The 17932-nt window shown below is 41.9% G+C and carries 12 protein-coding genes and 1 pseudogene; 3 read left to right on the forward strand and 10 right to left on the reverse strand.

Annotation, left to right across the window (positions count from 1 at the left end; translation table 11 throughout):
• Together BG260_RS12125 and BG260_RS12130 are read right to left on the reverse strand one after the other, a co-directional pair.
• Nucleotides 1-853: tyrosine recombinase XerC (locus BG260_RS12125; RefSeq protein ID WP_069133069.1), on the reverse strand; the 853-nt coding region annotated here is incomplete at its 3' end.
• A gap of 94 nt (nt 854-947) precedes the next feature.
• The gene (locus BG260_RS12130) at nt 948-2123 is read right to left on the reverse strand and encodes a glycosyltransferase (RefSeq protein WP_069133071.1); all 1176 of its coding nucleotides are present in this window, start codon (nt 2121-2123) and stop codon (nt 948-950) included.
• Nucleotides 2124-2193: 70 nt separating this feature from the next.
• On the opposite strand from BG260_RS12130, the gene BG260_RS12135 reads away from it, so the two are divergent.
• The gene (locus BG260_RS12135; RefSeq protein ID WP_069133073.1) at nt 2194-3261 is read left to right on the forward strand and encodes a hypothetical protein; all 1068 of its coding nucleotides are present in this window, start codon (nt 2194-2196) and stop codon (nt 3259-3261) included.
• Nucleotides 3262-3330: 69 nt separating this feature from the next.
• Here the strand turns inward: BG260_RS12135 and BG260_RS12140 are convergent, their stop codons facing one another.
• The 6 genes and pseudogenes from BG260_RS12140 to BG260_RS12165 all read right to left on the reverse strand — a co-directional run bounded on the left by BG260_RS12140 (nt 3331) and on the right by BG260_RS12165 (nt 11951).
• Complete coding sequence (locus tag BG260_RS12140) at nt 3331-4983, reverse strand: fasciclin domain-containing protein (protein WP_408005569.1); 1653 nt, start codon at nt 4981-4983, stop codon at nt 3331-3333.
• Between the two features lie 6 nt (nt 4984-4989).
• A pseudogene (locus BG260_RS14410) lies at nt 4990-5490 on the reverse strand (fasciclin domain-containing protein); the annotation flags it as partial.
• Nucleotides 5491-5633: 143 nt separating this feature from the next.
• On the reverse strand, nt 5634-6587 hold the full coding sequence (locus tag BG260_RS12150; RefSeq protein ID WP_069133079.1) for an L-threonylcarbamoyladenylate synthase: 954 nt from the start codon (nt 6585-6587) through the stop codon (nt 5634-5636).
• The gene (gene mfd / locus BG260_RS12155; RefSeq protein ID WP_069133081.1) at nt 6584-9928 is read right to left on the reverse strand and encodes a transcription-repair coupling factor; all 3345 of its coding nucleotides are present in this window, start codon (nt 9926-9928) and stop codon (nt 6584-6586) included. Before mfd ends, BG260_RS12150 begins: the two co-directional genes overlap by 4 nt.
• A gap of 44 nt (nt 9929-9972) precedes the next feature.
• Nucleotides 9973-10974, reverse strand: a complete 1002-nt coding sequence (locus BG260_RS12160) for a vWA domain-containing protein (protein WP_245683964.1) — start codon at nt 10972-10974, stop codon at nt 9973-9975.
• The gene (locus BG260_RS12165; RefSeq protein WP_069133083.1) at nt 10971-11951 is read right to left on the reverse strand and encodes a hypothetical protein; all 981 of its coding nucleotides are present in this window, start codon (nt 11949-11951) and stop codon (nt 10971-10973) included. The genes BG260_RS12160 and BG260_RS12165 overlap by 4 nt, the downstream gene beginning before the upstream one ends.
• A 175-nt stretch (nt 11952-12126) precedes the next feature.
• Between BG260_RS12165 and BG260_RS12170 the strand changes: the two genes are divergently transcribed.
• Nucleotides 12127-13431: a M23 family metallopeptidase gene (locus BG260_RS12170; protein ID WP_069133085.1), complete on the forward strand. Its 1305-nt coding sequence runs from the start codon at nt 12127-12129 to the stop codon at nt 13429-13431.
• On the opposite strand, the gene BG260_RS12175 is transcribed toward BG260_RS12170, so the two are convergent.
• Together BG260_RS12175 and BG260_RS12180 are read right to left on the reverse strand one after the other, a co-directional pair.
• Nucleotides 13432-14307 (reverse strand): DUF58 domain-containing protein, encoded by an 876-nt coding sequence (locus BG260_RS12175; protein ID WP_069133087.1) that lies wholly within the window; start codon nt 14305-14307, stop codon nt 13432-13434.
• A 133-nt stretch (nt 14308-14440) separates the two neighbouring features.
• Nucleotides 14441-17089 carry a serine/threonine-protein kinase gene (locus BG260_RS12180; protein WP_069133089.1) on the reverse strand — a complete coding sequence of 883 codons (2649 nt, stop codon included), beginning with the start codon at nt 17087-17089 and terminating at the stop codon, nt 14441-14443.
• Between the two features lie 384 nt (nt 17090-17473).
• Between BG260_RS12180 and BG260_RS12185 the strand changes: the two genes are divergently transcribed.
• Nucleotides 17474-17932, forward strand: a 459-nt coding sequence (locus BG260_RS12185; protein ID WP_141691598.1) for a cohesin domain-containing protein, incomplete at its 3' end; no start/stop codon positions are given.

Consider the following 17932-nt stretch of genomic DNA (forward strand, 5'->3'; position numbering starts at 1 on the left):
TGTAGATCTGGGTAGCCGACAAATCTGCATGACCTAAAAATTCCTTGATGATGCGGATGTCCGCACCGGAATTGAGCATGTGTGTGGCAAAACTGTGTCTGAGAACGTGCGGACTCTTTTGGGTTACCTCACTCACTCTGGTTAAATAGTCTTTTATTTTTCGTTGAACAAGACGCGGATAGATGCGTTGACCGCCCGGAGCAATAAAAAGAGCTTTTCGTGCATCAGCATCTGTACGATTACCAAATAATTCATTTCGGGTGCTCACATGACGTTTGCAGGCTTTAATCGCTTTATTACCTAACGGAATGATTCGCTGTTTGTTACCCTTACCCGTAACAATGATCTGTTTCCCCGATAGATCAAGATTCGATCTGTTGAGTTCGGTAAGTTCACTCAGTCGAATACCTGTGGAGTAGAATAGCTCAAGAATTGCTAAATCCTGATTGCCTTCAGGCGTTCCATCATCCACTAACTCCATCAAACGATCAATCTCTTCAACCTGAATTGTTTTTGGAAGTTTCTTCTCTTTTTTGGGGACAATGAGCAAATGTGCCGGGTTCTTTTGAATTCCACCACGGGTGAAACAGTATTTAAAAAATGATCGAATTGAGGCAACTTTTCGGGCGATGGAGCTTCTTTTCAACCCGTCTTCATTCAGTGCTCCAAGCCAAAGACGAATCATCAGCCGGTCGATTTTGCTCAACTCAATCAGATCTTCTTGTATTTCCAGATTTGAAGCACAAAATGCCAGAAACTGATTTAAATCAGTTTGATAGGACGTGAGTGTGTGAGAAGATGCGTTTCTCTCAATCTTCAGATATTTGATATATTTTGAAATCCAATCCTTCATCTATTACCAATATAGCTTACTTGATGAATAAAAATAAACATGCGGTGTTGCATATTGTAAAAATGGGTGAAGAATTGAGATGATATTGTCTCCTTTACACGTTTCGGCCTTTCCAGGTAGATGATCTTTGATATAATTTGTCAAAAATTTTGGTGATCCCCAATCTTTGAAACCATAAAACACCGATTGGATGAAGAAATACATAAAGGGGATCCCACTGAAACCATTGTGAAACAAGAAATCTTTGTAAGAATATGATGGAAACTGCAGCAGCTGAGAGAAAGAAGAGCAGAGGGTTGTAGAAATACAGCTGTCCAAATAAAACGGCAAATGGCAGAATGAATACCAAAAAATGTAGCAAACCTGCTAGGGTAAAAAGCAGAAGGGAGTTACCAAATCCGGCCAGGAAATTTTTCCGAAATCCTTCAAACATCTCTTCATGGGATTGGTACATTCTGCACCAAATGGAGTTTAAGCCTGTAAACATTCTCATTTGTAGTCCTGCTTTTTTGATATTGCGAGCCAGGGCAACATCTTCTACTACTTCATTTTTAACGGATGTATGTCCGCCAATGGCTTGATACGAACTTTTTTTAAATGCGACACACTGTCCATTAGCTGCAGCAAATTTATCTCTAATGGATTGATAAAATAGATCAGGCATCCAGCGGGGTTTTCGATAGACGTAAATAGTAGGAAGCAGGGTGATGAGTGCGAAATATACAAGCGGTATAACCGTTTTTTCCCAGAACGTAACGAGCTCCTGTCGGGGCCAAACGGTTAGCATATCGAGGTTGTATACACTAAAACCTGCAGCTACTTTTTCGAGGGCATCTTTTTCAAGTTGTGTGTCGGCATCAAGAAAAAGCAAAAGATCGCCGGTTGCATGTTGCCCGAGCTGATGGCAAGCCCATGGTTTACCGAGCCAGTCATCCGGTTTGGGCTTACCCGTATAAGATGTAAGTTTTTTCGGATACTGCTTTTTAAACTGATCGATGATTTGAGGGGTGGCGTCGGTGGATTGATCATCTAATACAATCACCTCATAGTTAGGGTAGTTTTGCTTCAGAACTGTGGATAAAAGGTTACCAATATTCATCTCTTCATTACGGGCAGGAATGCAAACAGAGATAAATTTGCTATGTTCTACCTCAGATGAGGAGTTGGGCAACTCAGTAAGCTCATACCTGTTTCTGATCAAAATAAATGATGTGATAATCAGGTAAAAAAAGGCTGCTAAGAGCAAATAATGGAGCAAAGTGATACCCATAGAAAATTAAGTATTATAAATACAGTCCGCGTTAATAAGCCGATTATTTAGTTAATGCGATTCAATTAATATGCAGATTATATCAGATTTTACTAAAGATACTCAAACGGATAAGCCGGTTCCCGGTTCGTATGAATGGTGGTATTTTGATGCCAAAAGTGTAGACGGATACAGCCTGGTTGTGATTTTCTATGAAGGTAACCCATTTTCGCGCAGATACATTCAGGCGATTGAAACAGGTGTTAACAATCTCGCAGTGATTTTTCCGGCTATCAGTATTTCAATATATAAGAATGGGAAGCCCATTTTCTACAGTTTTGAAGAGGTGTTGCCTGAACAGGCACTCTTTTCAAATAATGCAGTGAGTGGAACGGTAAGGAAAAACTATTTTGAGGGAAATGAACAGGAATCAGGATTAATCTATTCTCTAAAATTAAATCAATCACTATCAAATGGTGATAAATTGAAAGGTGAACTTCAATTTTCCGGAAAGCATCCAGAAGGTAAATTGCAGCTAAACGGGGCAGAAAGAAGCAATGGAGACCATACATGGAATTTGATCATGCCTAAATGTAACGTAGAAGGAGAGTTGTTGATTGAAGGACATCGAACATTTGAAATAGATTTTAAAGGGGTGGGGTATCACGATCACAACACGGGGTTTGAACCGATGAAGGAGTCATTTGATGAGTGGTATTGGGGAAGATACCATTTTGATGACCTGACATTGGTTTATTACCTAATGAAATTTGGCGGGAAATGGCATCGCCACGGGTGGTTGATTGAAAATGACCGGGCTAATATAATAACACTGGATTCTTTGTCAGAGCAGGATTTTTCATACTCCCGGTTTGGACTTTATAGTGCCCGAAAGGTCGAATTTACTGGCCAAAAATTGGATGGATTAATTCAGAAGGAGATGGTTACAGATAGCGGTCCTTTTTATCAACGTTTCGAGGGAACAGCATTTATAAAATCAAAAAAGGGGATCTTAAAAGGAGAGGGTATTTCGGAATATATCAGGCCTGATCGCATCTACGCTAAGCTATTCTGGCCATTGGTTAATATGAGAATTAAGTATCCGGGTAAACCTCATTGGGTGCAGAAAAGCTCTCGATTCTACCGATGGACCTGGTAAAATAAAAAAGGCGGCTCAAACTGCTGAGCCGCCTTCTGTCATTTTAATCAATGACGTGTCTGAGTGAAATTATAGAGCAGGTACAAGTACCGCGTCTATAATATGAATCACACCGTTTGTACCGATAAGATCGGCTACTATTACTTCAGGAGTATCACCATTGGCATCTTCAATCGTTACGATGCCGCCGCTAACGGTAATTGTGATCTCTTGCTCATTTAACATTTCTACAGTTTGAGTTGGCTGTAGATCACCGGACTCAACATTTGCAGCAAGTACATGATAAGTGAGGACATCTACAATTTGTTCTTCGGTTAACCCAGCAACTACACTTTCAATTGCTTCGAAAGCTGCGTTTGTAGGTGCAAATACTGTAAATGGCCCGTCACCCTGCAGTGTTTCTACCAGTTCAAAGTCAACCAAGAGTCCAACAAGCGTGCTCAGATCGTAATTTTTCTGTGCAATCGCAGTAATGTCCTGAAATGCATTAGGTAACAAAACGGAGTCAATTACGTGAATAGTACCATCAGATCCGGATGTAATATCCGCAGTGATTACGTTTGAAGATCCGTTCACTACAACACCACCATTATCTGCTGTGATATAGAGTGATTCGCCAGAACCTGACTCAACTGTTTGCTCAGGGGCTAATGCAGTTGAAGGAACCTGTGCTCCAAGTATTGTGTGGTAGAGCAGAATATCTTCAATTTGATCTCCAGTTAAGCTACTTGCATCAACTGTCTCAAACAGTGCGTCAAAAGCATCGTTCGTTGGTGCAAATACAGTTATTTCGTTGCTTGCAACTGCATCTGCTAATCCTGCATCAGATATCAAGCTTACCAGTGTAGTGAAGTTGTAATTTTTTTGAGCAACTTCTACAGTATTCAATAACTCATTTGGTAGTAAGACATTATCAACTGCATGAATTACACCGGATGTTGACTGAATATCAGCAGCTACAACTGTAGAGTTTCCGTTTACGCCTACTTCACCGTTAACTGTTATGTAAAGGTCTTCACCTAAAGTTGATTCTACGGTTTGTTGTGTCTGTAAGTCACCTGATAGAATTGTACCCATTACTGTGTGATAGAATAAAATATCCTCTATTTGTTGAGCAGACAAAGAAGTAGGGTCTACTTCTGCAAAAAGTGCTTCAAAAGCATCGTTAGTGGGAGCGAATACCGTCAGTTCAGTAGTAGCTACTGTTTCCACGAGATCTGCATCAACAATCAGGTCTACTAATGTTGTGAAATTGTAGTTCTTCTGGGCAACTTGAACATTATTTAAAAATGCATTCGGTAGAAGTACATTGTCTACAACATGAATAATTCCGTTTGCTGCATCCACATCCGGAGAAATGACTTCAGAATTTCCGTTAACAAACACACCCTCTTCGCCGGCAGTGATGTACAGATCTTCACCTGCTGCTGAGGCAACAGTTTGTTGTGCTTGCAGGTCACCGGAAGCAATTTCAGCATCAGCAATCACGTGGTAAGTTAATATAAACGTAAGTTCCTCTGTAGATAGGGAACCCGCATCCACACCAAGGTTTGCAAAAGCTTCATCAGTTGGAGCAAAAGCCGTGTAAGGCCCTAAGAACTGAAGGGTAGTGGTTAAGCCGGCCTCTTCAACCAGCGATAGAAGTGTTTCAAAATTCCCTGCTTCTTCTGCAACTTCAACAAGGCTTGGAATTTCAAGTGCAACTTTGATATCTCTTGGCAACAGAACCTCATCGATTGCATGGATAACACCATTGGTAGCTAAAAGGTCTGCATCTACAACATTTGATGATCCGTTTATGTTAACGCCGGCTGCGCTTGCTCTAACCAGAGTTCTCTCTTCATTGAGCATTACAACATCTTGTTGCGCAGTAAGGTCACCGGATTGAACGGCTCCCTGGGTTACATGATATGTAACGATGTCAAGCAGTTGCTCATTGGTAAGGCTTTAAAGTACACTATCAGGCAGTGCATTAAAAGCTGCATTTGTTGGAGCAAATACTGTGAATTCGCCTGAGGCGAGGTCGTCATCAAGGCCCAGTTCAACGATTACATCGACAAGGATGCTGAAGTTTTCATCGCTTTGGGTTAATTCTACTAAGTTTAGATCTTCAGATGGCGGAGGAGTTACCGGTCCGTCATCATCTCCACACGCGGTAAGAAGTGTTAAAGAAAGAATGGGAGCTGCAATAAACAGCAGTAACTTTCTAATCGTAATTAGTGATTTCATTTTAATTGTATTTAATTGGGGTTAAGAATTCTGATATAAAATCATTCAATCAGACATCCACCTAACACAATTAGATTTTGAAATCGTTTACGACTGCGTAAAATTTTTTTGAGAATTGATAAAATATATTAAGATAAAAAGTCTTATTCGTCAGTTCCAACAGCTTTGGTAATTCTGTTTAAAAGGGCATGAATCATTCTATCTGATTCTGCATCAGGTAGTTGCTCGATTTCGATATCTGAATAACCAAGGTGGTCAGCAGTTCGGAAAACATCATATAAATCCCGGGCTAACCGCGCATAATTTTTTTTATATGAGAAGATTTGAGGGTGGTCAGGCCAATTTTTTTTGGAGTGAACGATGTAAATTGTGTGCTGATTGAGCGTGGCCGGAATTCTTTTCATCCATTTTACAGTGGCTGCCGGTTTGTAATGGGTATACTTCAAGCCCGGGCTTTTTACAGGTTCCGTATCAGAGAGTGATCGATTTCGAAAATCGGTGACAGTGGACCCAGTAACGTTTTCTATCTGATGTGCGGTTATTGCACCGGGTCTAAGTATTTCGGGAGGTGAAATGGTCAAGTCAAGTATGGTTGATTCAAGTCCAATTTCAGAACTTCCACCATCCAATATGGGGATTCCCTCCTTATAGTCCTGATCTAAGTGTTCCGGTTTAGTTGGGCTTGGTTTACCGCTTTTATTGGCGCTTGGAGCGGTTAATGGGCCTGTCTGACGAATTAACTTAAGTGCGATCGGGTGATCGGGCATTCGAACGGCAACAGTATTAAGGCCTCCGGTTACCAGATCAGGAACCCGGTCCGATTTGGGTAGAATCATCGTTAAAGGGCCTGGCCAGAATGCCTGTTTCAGTTTTTCAAACTCCTCCGGTAACTGCTCTGCGACAGAATCAACCTGTTGCTGGTTACTAACATGAACAATAAGGGGGTTATCAGATGGGCGGCCTTTCAGTTCAAATGTTTTTTTGATCGCCTGTATATTAAATGCATCTGCCCCCAACCCGTAAACCGTCTCTGTTGGAAAGGCCACCACATCTCCGCTTTTGATGAGCTCAACTGCTTGATCCAGTTTAATGATCATACCGTTATAGGTGTTTGTTCATTTTCAAAAATTGGGAGATTGTTCAAATAGTCAATTGCCCACTCCTCATTCTCAATGTTACTGATTACAAGTGTAACAGTATCATTTTTTTGAACCACCTTGTATGGATGTTTCTCATTCTGTTGTATCTGTTCCAGCATCTTTTGAAAAAACCCGGATCCATAAAAATGTTCTCCAAGCTCACTGTTGTTTTTCGGACCCATCAGCCACATTCTGTTTGAACGAACCGTGACTTTTTTAATCAGACGTTTTGAGGCAAGAAGTTTGATTTTAGCTGCTTTTACTAGGTTCATACCTGATGCAGGAATTTTTCCAAACCGATCGGTTACCTCCTCTATCCAGTCGTCAATCTGTGCTGATGTTTGAGCTTCAGAAAGTTTGCGGTAAAGATTCAGTCGTTCCACGTTGTCTCGCACGTACGATTTTTCCAGATAGGCAGAAAGGTCAAATTCAACCTGGGTTTCAGGCAGATCAATCGAAACCTTTTCATTCTTAAACATAGACTTGTATTCTGTCTCTTTGAGCTCTTTTACGGCATCATCCAGAATTTTCGTGTAGAGTTCAAATCCAACGTCAGAGATAAATCCACTCTGTTCTGCTCCCAGAATATCTCCGGCTCCACGGATATCCAGATCCCTCATTGCAATGTTAAAGCCTGAGCCGAGATCTGAGAACTCCTCAAGTGCAGTTAATCGTTTACGGGCATCGGGGGATAGATTCTGAATGGGTGGGGTGATCAGGTAACAAAAAGCTTTTTGGTTTGATCTCCCCACACGACCTCGTAACTGGTGCAGTTCTGATAGACCAAACTGATTTGCATTATTGATGATGATCGTGTTTGCGTTTGCAATGTCGATGCCATTTTCAACGATATTGGTAGAGATTAGCACATCAAACCGGTGATCATAAAAATCCTTGATAATTTTTTCCAGCCTGGAGGCGGGCATCTGACCGTGTGCAAAACGGGTTCGAATGTCCGGTACCAGATCGTGAATCATTCCGGCAATCTCTTCAATATTTTTTACCCGGTTATGAATAAAAAACACCTGGCCGCCCCGTGAAATCTCTTCGATGATTGCATCCTGAATCAGTTCCTCATTTAAGCTATGAATTTCGGTATAGACCGGCTGCCGGTTAGGCGGCGGGGTGTTGATGATACTCAGGTCCCGAGCACCCATCAAGGAGAACTGCAGTGTTCTCGGTATGGGAGTTGCCGTTAGCGTCATCACGTCCACGCTGGCTCTGAATTTTTTGAGTTTCTCTTTTACAGACACCCCAAAACGCTGCTCTTCATCAATGATGAGAAGTCCAAGATCTTTGAATTTGACATCTTTAGACACAATTCGGTGAGTGCCTATCAGTATATCTACTTTTCCCTGTTCAAGCTTTTTGACAATCTCCTTCTGCTCTTTCGATGTTCTGAATCGGGAGATGGCTTCCACTTCAACCGGGAAATCTTTCATTCGCTCTTTGAACGTTTTGTAGTGCTGGTCAGCCAGAATGGTGGTTGGAACGAGCACGGCAACTTGTTTTTGATCCATTACAGCTTTGAATGCAGCGCGAACAGCCACCTCTGTTTTCCCAAATCCAACATCACCACAGATCAGGCGGTCCATCGGCTGTTCAGACTCCATATCGGCTTTCACTGCCTGGATCGCCTCCATTTGATCGGGGGTCTCTTCATACTCAAAACGGGCTTCCATTTCAGTTTGCCACGAATTGTCGGGGGCGAATGAAAAGGCTTTTTGAGCTTTACGCTTTGCATAGAGCTCAATCAGATCACGAGCAATGTCTTTTACCTTTTTCTTGGTTGTCGCTTTTTTTCGAGCCCATTCTCCGGATCCAAGCTTGGTAATTCGGGGCTGTTTCCCCTCTTTTCCCGAGTATTTCTGAATCTTATGAAGACTCGACACATTCACATAAAGCGTGGAGTCCTCTTTGTAACGAAGTACTGCTGCTTCCTGTGTTGTATTACGAACATCTATCTTTTTAAATCCGGCAAACTTCCCAATCCCGTAATCCACATGGACCACAAAATCTCCAATATTCAGATCTTTTAGTTCTTTAAAAGAGATTCCGCCCCGAACCCGCTTTCGTTTCATTTTAGGACGGTGGTAACGGTTGAATATCTGGTGATCTGTCAGAACGGCAACATTTGCATCGTTCAGGATAAATCCTTCATGCAGGGTTTGAGTGGCTACTCGATAACGGAAATCATCACCGGGCTCACCAAGTAGCTCTTCAAACCGTTCTTTCTGATTTTCATGATCAGCCAGAATGTAGGTCTGCCCGCCATTTTTTGACTTTTCGGAAATATACTCCCGCAGCAGTTTAAAATTTCCCTGAAAAGAGGGGTGGGGGGAGGCATCCAGCTTAATGGTTTGATCAAAAGAGACGGATCGGTTGAATGAACCGAGAAGTACCAGTCCACGTTGTTCAATCTCCCGGTTCCACTCTTCCGACTGCAGATAGTTGTAGCCAGGCTCAGGAATTTCATCCGATTCGAGCTTATTGTATATAGCTTCAGCTTTTTCAAAAAACTTCTCTACCTCGGCCGTTAGTTCGTCTAGATCCTCCGCCACAATGGGAGTTTCTTTCGGGAGATAGGCAAGCAGACTCTCTTTTTGATCTTTTCCATTCCCACCGGCATTTGGAACCAGCCGGGTTTCATTCAGAAATGCAATAGATCGCTGAGTGTTTGGATCGAACTCTCGAATTGTATCAATTTCATCTCCGAAAAATTCCAGCCTGACCGGATATTCACCAGAAAATGGATAGACGTCAAATATTCCGCCTCGAATGGCGAATTCACCCGGTGCATCCACAAATCGAACAGAAGTGTAGCCCTGATCAACCAGTTGTTCAGACAGCTCATCCGGCTCAATTTCAGTGCCTTTCTCAAGTTTGATGGATGATGCATGAAAAACATCAGCCGGCACTAATTTCTCAACGATGGCATCGATGGATGCTACAATAATTCCCTTTCCACCCGAACTGATTTTTTCAAGCACTTCCGAACGCTGTACCAGAACCGACATATCTACAACTTTTTCTGAATCATACGGTTTGCGCCGAGTGGGAGGAAAAAGGTAGATGTTATCAGAGGAGAGTTGTTCGAGGTCAGCTGCTACGGCGGCCGCACGTTCCATATCTTTTGTGATGTAGAGAAGAGTGCCGCTGCTATTTAGTTTAGGCATCACAAAAAGGGGAGCAGAGCCTAAAAAGTTTTTTAAGTAGATACGCTTCTGCTCATTCAATGCGGTATTCAGATCGTTAACCGGAACATTGTTCAGTATAAATGAGCGAATCAGGTCATACATAATGAATGAAACTTGCTAAATCGTAAACTGTAATTGAAAAAAAATTAGGGTTGAAATAACGGAGATCGGGTCAGAAAGCGTTCATTTAAGAACCCAAAGATTACCAGCACGATACCTGCCAAAAGATAGGGAAAATATTGCTCCTCATAGTCGATGTAGATAATCTCTTCAATTTCAGACTGTTCGAGCTGATCGATTTCATTGTAGATTTGTTCATACTCCTCTGCATTGGTGGCTCTCCAGTATTTTCCACCGGTCTGGGCCGAGATTTGAGTGAGCATCTCTTCATCGATATTTACTTCCACATTCTGATATCTGCGGCCAAATATAGGGTCATCAACCGGGTAGGGTGCAGTTCCTCTTGAGCCGACACCGATGGAGTAAATACGGATTCCAAATGAAGCAGCCATATCCCCGGCTGTTATCGGATCAATTTCACCGGCATTGTTCATTCCGTCCGTTAATAGGATGATTACCTTCGATTCTGCATTGCTGTCTTTTAACCTGTTAATTGCGGTGGCCAGCCCCATGCCAATTGCCGTTCCATCCCGAACCATTCCCAAATCAACGGTTTCGAGCATGTTTTTGAGTAGGTTGTAGTCGAGCGTTGGAGGAACTACAGTAAAACTTTCCCGTGCAAAAACGTTGATGCCAATTCGATCTGAGATCCGTTTGTCAATAAAGTCACGGGCCAGCTCTTTGGAGGCAATCAGGCGATTGGGTTTGATATCCTCCGCCAGCATAGAGGACGATATGTCGAGGCTAATAACAATATCAATGCCCTCAGTAGACCGTTCAACCGTGCTGTTTTGAAGCTGAGGACGAGCCATTGAAACTACAAAAAGGATGAATGAAACAGTGTAAATGATTGGAGTAAGCCAGATTAGATAGCTTCGCCAGCCCGCCGGTATCTCTCTCAACTTTTCGGTTGAAGAGAAGATGAATGAACTGTCTCTATTTGATAGAAATTTCCATACTCTAAAAACCAGGAATGCGGGTAGTAGAAGCAGCAACCAAAAAAACTCAGGATTTGCCCAGCTCATCATTCGTTTTCTTCTGTAGTTTGAATTTTTTCAAGTTCACTCCGTTCATGTTCCATCCTCATGCTTTCAATTACTTCTGAATCAAATTTTGACGCAATCGTCAAAAATTCTCCGGCTTTTTCCAATGTTTGATCAGCCATCTCTTGTGTAGGTTCAAAGTGGGCAAATTTGACCATGTCTGCACTGTTTAACACTTTTTTGGTAACGGCAATCAGTTCAGGTGATGTAAACCCTTTTTTTAATGAAGAAGTAATTTCTGATGTTGTCATCTCCATCGCCGGGATCGAGTGTACTCTTTTTATGTATCGCCGAATGGAATCTCCTAACTTTATATAGAAGGATTCAAATTCACCAAAACCGGAAAGTGAAGTCGTATCCGGCAATGCTTTCAGTTCAGAACGTAGCTGTTCAAGCGGATTGTTAAATGGTTTGGGAGAGTAGGGCACTTTTTCAGGTTCATCGGTGGGGTAAAATTTTTCCCAATGGCGGTAAATCAAATAACCGAGCAGCAGTGCAGCGATGATTCCTAAAATCCATGGGTAGACTGCACGGGCAAATTCAAATATCGGTTTCAGCGGTCTGAACTCATCATCCTCACCGGAGAGAACCGTTCGAAAAAAGAGCGGTACAGGATTTGAGTAGAGGGTTGTATCTCTATCACTGCTTCTCAGAGAGATCGATTTTCTTGCAATTGTCAGATCATCCGTCCCAAAAAACTGAAGCCTGTAAACCAGGCTGTCTCTGCCGGCACCGGTTTGATAGCGGTTGCGTTCAAGGAGCTCAAGGTCATCTTCAAAATCCTCGCCATCAGGATAGGAGAGGAGTTGATCGTGACCACTGACAACAATTGTGAATTCAAAAATATCGCCCACCTCAACAGAGTCTGTTTCTACGAATGTAAAAATCTGTTGAGCATTAACAGATAGAGTAAACCCGAACCCAAATAATAAAAATGATAGAATGTAATAGCGGAATGACATGTACACAGGGTAATGTGTGTTGCGTCTTTGATGGTTTGAAAGCGACTAAGATAAGAAAAGGCTAAACGAATAGAGAACAACATTATTTGATCGGCCCATGAAATTATGATTCGAGCTGAGATTCTATTAATTTTGCACTGCTTTAAGGACTAACCAGTGAACTTAATATTGATCGATGCCAAGAATTGCTTTAGGCGGATTTGTTATCCTGCTTGCCGTCATCTCTTTTGCCTTTTTTGAAAGACCGGAAAAACCGGAAGAGCTTGAGGACAATATAATTACCATACAGGAGTTGGTTGAGATTCCGCCTTTACCGGCAAAAGATATATATGGATTTGTTACTGAGGATTCCGATCTCGAGATTATCGAGGATGTGATTAAGAGAAATGAGAGTCTCTATATTATTCTAAGAAATCATGGGCTTTCGCCACAGCAAATCTACAATATTCAAAATATAGCTTCTGAAACCGTAAATCTGCGGCGAATCATGCCGGGACAGAAATACAGAATTTACAAGAAGAATGGTGATGCGGTTGCAATGGTTTGGCACCGATCCAAGGTTAACTATGCTACCATTGAGTGGAAAAATGATATTCAGGTTGAATTAAACAGTATTCCAATTATCCGTGAAGAAGCTGAAACAGCCGGTATTATCAACAGTTCTCTCTATGAAACGATTATTGGTCAGGGAGTATCACAGAGACTCGGTGTAGAACTTGCGGATGTATTTGGCTGGGAAATCGACTTCTTTGCTCTTCGAAGCGGTGACCATTTTAAAGTGATTTATGAAAATTTGTATGCGAATGGAGAGTACCTGGGAATAGGTAATATCAAAGCAGCAGAATTCCAGCATCGGGGGAGTGTTCATAAAGCGTACTATTTCGAAAATGATGAACGGCGCGGCTTTTTTGATGAAGAGGGAAACAGTATGCAAAAAGAGCTGCTCAAAGCTCCATTCAATTATAGTCAACGCATTAGTTCCGGGTTTTCACGGAGCAGGCTGCATCCAATTTTAAACCAGCGGCGTCCACATTATGGCACTGATTATGCTGCACCGACAGGAACTCCGATTATTTCTGTGGGTGATGGGGTTGTAACAGAGGCGCAATATAGAGGTGGTAATGGAAATATCGTTCAAATCAGGCATAATAATAGCTATAAAACCGCCTATCTTCATATGAGTCGATTTGCAGCAGGTATCCGCCCGGGAGTTGAAGTTAAGCAGGGACAGGTCATTGGATATGTTGGGCAAACCGGTCTGGCTACCGGACCGCATCTCTGCTACAGACTCTATGTTAATGATCAACCTGTAAATTCCGTAACTGTAGACTTGCCGGCCGCAGAGTCTCTTGAGGAAAGATTTGTTGAAGAGTATCGATCCACCGTTCAACTTTATGAAACCCGTCTCGATGATATTAGCCTGCACCGGGATCTGGCGTCAAGCTCTGCAGAAAAAAGGGATGATACGACAGGGAGCTAATCAGTAACGCTGGATTCTACGCCGGAAATAAGAGGTAAGAGGACGAATGTAGGACTCATTTGTATAGACGTCCACAAAATCCATCTTATTTTTGATAAAATAGTCATTGAGTTCCTGTTTGCGCCTCAGAACATTTCTTTTGTAGATTGTACGCACCGATCGGTCAGATGTATCCACAATTCTTCGCTTACCGGTTTCTGCATCTATAAGGGGTATCACTCCGGCATCCGGCAGCTCCTCTTCCAATCTGTCTCGAATTACCAGATTCACCAGATCGTGCTTTCGAGAGGTGATCTTCTGTTGCTTTTCAAAATCTCGATCTTCAAAATCAGAAGCTAACACAATGATCGATTTACGGTTTAACAACCTATTCACATAAGATAATGCATCTGCAATATTTGTACTGGTTCCGGTCGGTTCTGTTGTATAGAGCTCCCGAATTAGCCTTAAAACATGTGTTTTACCCTTCTTGGGAGGGATGACTTTTTCAACTTTATTGCTGAACAGAACCATGCCGACTTTATCACTGTTTTTAATTGCACTGAAGGCTAAGACGGCACAAATTTCGATGGCAAGTTCCATTTTTGTCTGAGAGCGACTCCCAAAAAAACCACTGGGAGAGATATCCACACAGAGCATTAAGGTCTGTTCCCGTTCCTCTTCAAATACTTTAATGTAGGGTTCATCATTCCGGGCTGTCACATTCCAGTCGATCTGTCGGATGTCGTCGCCAAAAGTGTAAGTGCGTACTTCGGTAAACTCCATGCCCTGACCCTTAAAAGCCGACTGATACTCACCGCCAAAAATGTTGTTCACCAATCCTTTGGTTCGAATTTCAAGCTTGCGGATCTTTTTGAGTACTTCTTTGGATATCATAGATAATGCGGTAAACTTTTGGATACAAATGCAACGGATATGCGAACGAATTCGCGCTCTAAGTTCGGGTGAAAATAGAAATAATCAGGTTTGTTAGCTAATGGTGGGTATAAGTACTGCCGGGTAAGGATAATTATTCAGTGGATGCGTACTGATTGAGCTTTTGTATTTCGTCTCTTACAATTTTTCTTCGTACCGATTCCGTTTGCTCAATTTCTTCGAAGGCATCGAGTGAATCATTCAGGTAGCGGCTTGCCAGTCTGAATTCACCTTGTTTCACTTTCAGCGAGCCAACCTGGTAGTCTGCAATAGCGAGCTCCAGGGTATTTTTTTGATGGATTTCTGATACTGTATCGTATCCGGCCATTAGGTACTCTTCAGCTTTGCTCAACTGATCGTTCAGCAGATAGTTATAGCCCAGGTTCATTTTGGTTCGAGCATAGAAAGAGTGGTTTTCACCCAAAACCTCATCAAAAATTACAAAAGCTTTTCTTAATGTTATTTCTGCTTTGTCTGTATCACCGGTCATTAGATATAGTTCTCCGTGAGAAAAATAGCTAATGGCTGTTGAGACACTGAAAGTACCGAATCGATTCTCCTTTAGCTTTGTAACTTTTTGGAACGTGGCATCAGCTTCTTCAAACTTCCCCTGATCCCGCTGCATGATCCCCAAATTGTTCAATGTAAGTAGTGTTTTATGATGGTCGGATCCTAAAATTCTATTTCTCAGCTCGTATGCTTCCCGGAAAAGTAGTTCAGCTTCATTGAATTGGCCAAGATTCATTAACAGTGCCCCCAAGCTGTTTTTGCTTTCAGCAATATCGGGGTGAGTATCTCCCAAAACCTGCTGGCGCTCTTTCAAAACCTCACGAAGCATCTGCTCAGCAGCCTCATATTCCCCCCGGTTGAAGATGGTTACGGCAATACTGTTTTTTGCTGAAATCGTTTTTTCATGTTGCTCTCCGAGTTGATTTTTGAGCAGATCGTAGTTTTTTCTGAAGGCATCTTCCGCTTCAATGTATTTACCCTGTCTACGAAGCACGTAGGCTTGTTCACTAATGATGTCAGCAAAATTGATCATCTGTGAACCGGATGTGTTATCCAGGATGGCCAGGGCATGCTCAAAAAGCCGCTCTGCCCTTGGGTAGTCGCCAAAGGCACTATAAAGAGATGCTTGATCAGCAATAGCCAGGCCTGTATCGGCATGATTCCGTCCCAGAACTTCCGTATAGAGTTCTACACTGTCATTGAGGAGACGTTGTGCTGTCGGTAGCGAACCCATTTTCAGATAAACTTTTCCAATTACGTTATACATCTGTGCCTGCAGCTCGGGCTGGTCATCAAGCTTTTTAGCTCGTTCCAACCCTTTTTGTAAAAGTTCTTCTGCCGTAATTGGCTGCCCGAGAGCTTGATCCGGAGAGTGAGCATCGAAAAGATCAAACAGCATGGATGAAATTTCTGCTGTTTTTAATGTTTCGTACTGCGCAATATTTCTCTCTTCAGTAATTCTGTTAGTGTGATAGAAACTGAACGTAACAGTAAAAATAATAAACACTGCCGCTGCTGAAATTAGCTTATAGTTTCTCAGCAGTACTTTTTTGACTTTATAAGACACACTTCCCTGGTGGGCTAAAACCGGTAGGTTGGATAAATATCTTTTTAAGTCGTCAACCAGGCTTTCGATGGTTTGATACCGGCTGGCAGGTTCTTTTCTGATTGACTTTAGAACAATTGCATCAAGATCAACAGTCAGCGAGTTGAACAGTTTTGAAACAGAAATCCCCCGCTTTTGAGCAATTTTCTCCTGATCAAATACCAGATTTTCGTTGAATTGTGCCGAAGGAGATCTCGGTTCATGGTATAGAATGATCTCTTGTCGTTCAAATGGACTGAAGTTGTTGAAATTAAATGGCTTACAACCGGATAGAATTCGGTAAAGTAGGATTCCGAGTGAATAGGTGTCAGTTGCTGTATTTACGCTTTCACCGGTGATCTGTTCAGGAGCAGCAAAGCCCGGTGTTAGCACTTGTTGCGAAGTAACCTCATTGTGCAGGTCTGTTTCAATTTTGTCTTCAATCAGTTTTGCAATACCAAAGTCCAATATTTTAATATGACCGTTATCTTCAACCAATATATTGGCCGGCTTTAAATCCCGGTGGATAACCAAATTGTTATGAGCAAATTGAACAGCTTGGCAGACGGAAATGAATAGCGTAATTCTCTCTTTTAACGTCAGTCTGTTTTCGTCACAGTAGTCGTCGATAGGCATTCCATCTATGTATTCCATTACTAGATAAGGGAGCCCAAACTCTGTTACTCCTCCATCAATGAGTTTTGCGATATTCGGGTGGTTTAATCCTGCTAATATTTCTCTCTCTTTTTCAAAACGGCAAATATTTTCCGGGGTTTCCATACCATGCCTAAGGAGCTTCAATGCAACTGTTTGTGTGTAGTGCCCGTCACATCGCTCAGCTAAAAAAACATTCCCCATACCTCCGTGGCTGATCAGTTCAATGATCTTATATTTATCAATGATTGTGCCGATTAAGCTGATTGGGGAGTTGGTATTTTTTTTAACAACCGTTTGAAAGGCATTCTTCTTGACTGATCGCACATTATCAAACATGTCATCCGACTCTTTAATGGAATTTAAAAAGTCGATAATGTCTTGCTTGAGCTTTTCATTACCCTCACACTTTTCTGTGATAAAATGCTCTCTTTCTTCAACGGGCAGAGACAAGGCCTGATCAACAATTTCTTCTACGAAGGTCCAATCTGACATAATGAAACAGTGCTTAAGCGAACGTAGTTGCCAACTGTGAATGTAATGATTAAAAGTAGGTATTTTTACTTAAGACACGAATAATAGGAATTCCTTACAGATTATTTTAAATAATATTGAGATGGATAAAACGAATGTTCAAATTAAAGGCCTGTTGCCTTATATATAATATCTGATAAAGTAGTTTTGGTAATTAAATGAGAGAAATAAAGCTAATTGGTTAAATTTTAATTGAAATTTATCTAAAAATCTTTTGTATTGGGTATAGGGTTACCAGGGCAGATGTAATAATCAAGACCAAACTGCCTGTACTACTTCGCATCCGGTGTTAGAATGAAAAGAGAGCCGGATATACTTCAAAATAAAAATCAATGGGGAAGAAAAATGAAGAGATACTTTATTGTACCACTTCTATGTGCGTTGTCAATTTTCCTGTCTTCTACGGTTTATTCTCAAACTCCAGAACTGACTGTACAATTTGACAACGAAGAGCTGAGACCGGGTGACATATTAACCGCTACGGTTTCTGTAGATACTGAAATCGATTTCTATTTTTTCTCGGCAGAGATAATCTTTAGTCCTGATCACCTCGAATTTGTTCAGGTTGAAAATACCGGTTTAAGTTCAGGAGGGCTAAGTATCGGGGATGTAATTACTCAGGGAAGAGTTGGTGTATCAGTGACCAGAACGTCGTCACTTCCATCCGAATCGAGTGGGGATATTCTTGTACTTCAGTTTGAGGTTAAACAGTTTACACCGGCCGGAATCGAATCTCTTTCTTTCGACGAGGTAAACCTGAATAGTTCCGACGGGAGTGCCATCGATTTTACACAGATTGCAGAT

This window comes from Rhodohalobacter halophilus (assembly GCF_001715195.1).
GTDB lineage: Bacteria > Bacteroidota > Rhodothermia > Balneolales > Balneolaceae > Rhodohalobacter > Rhodohalobacter halophilus.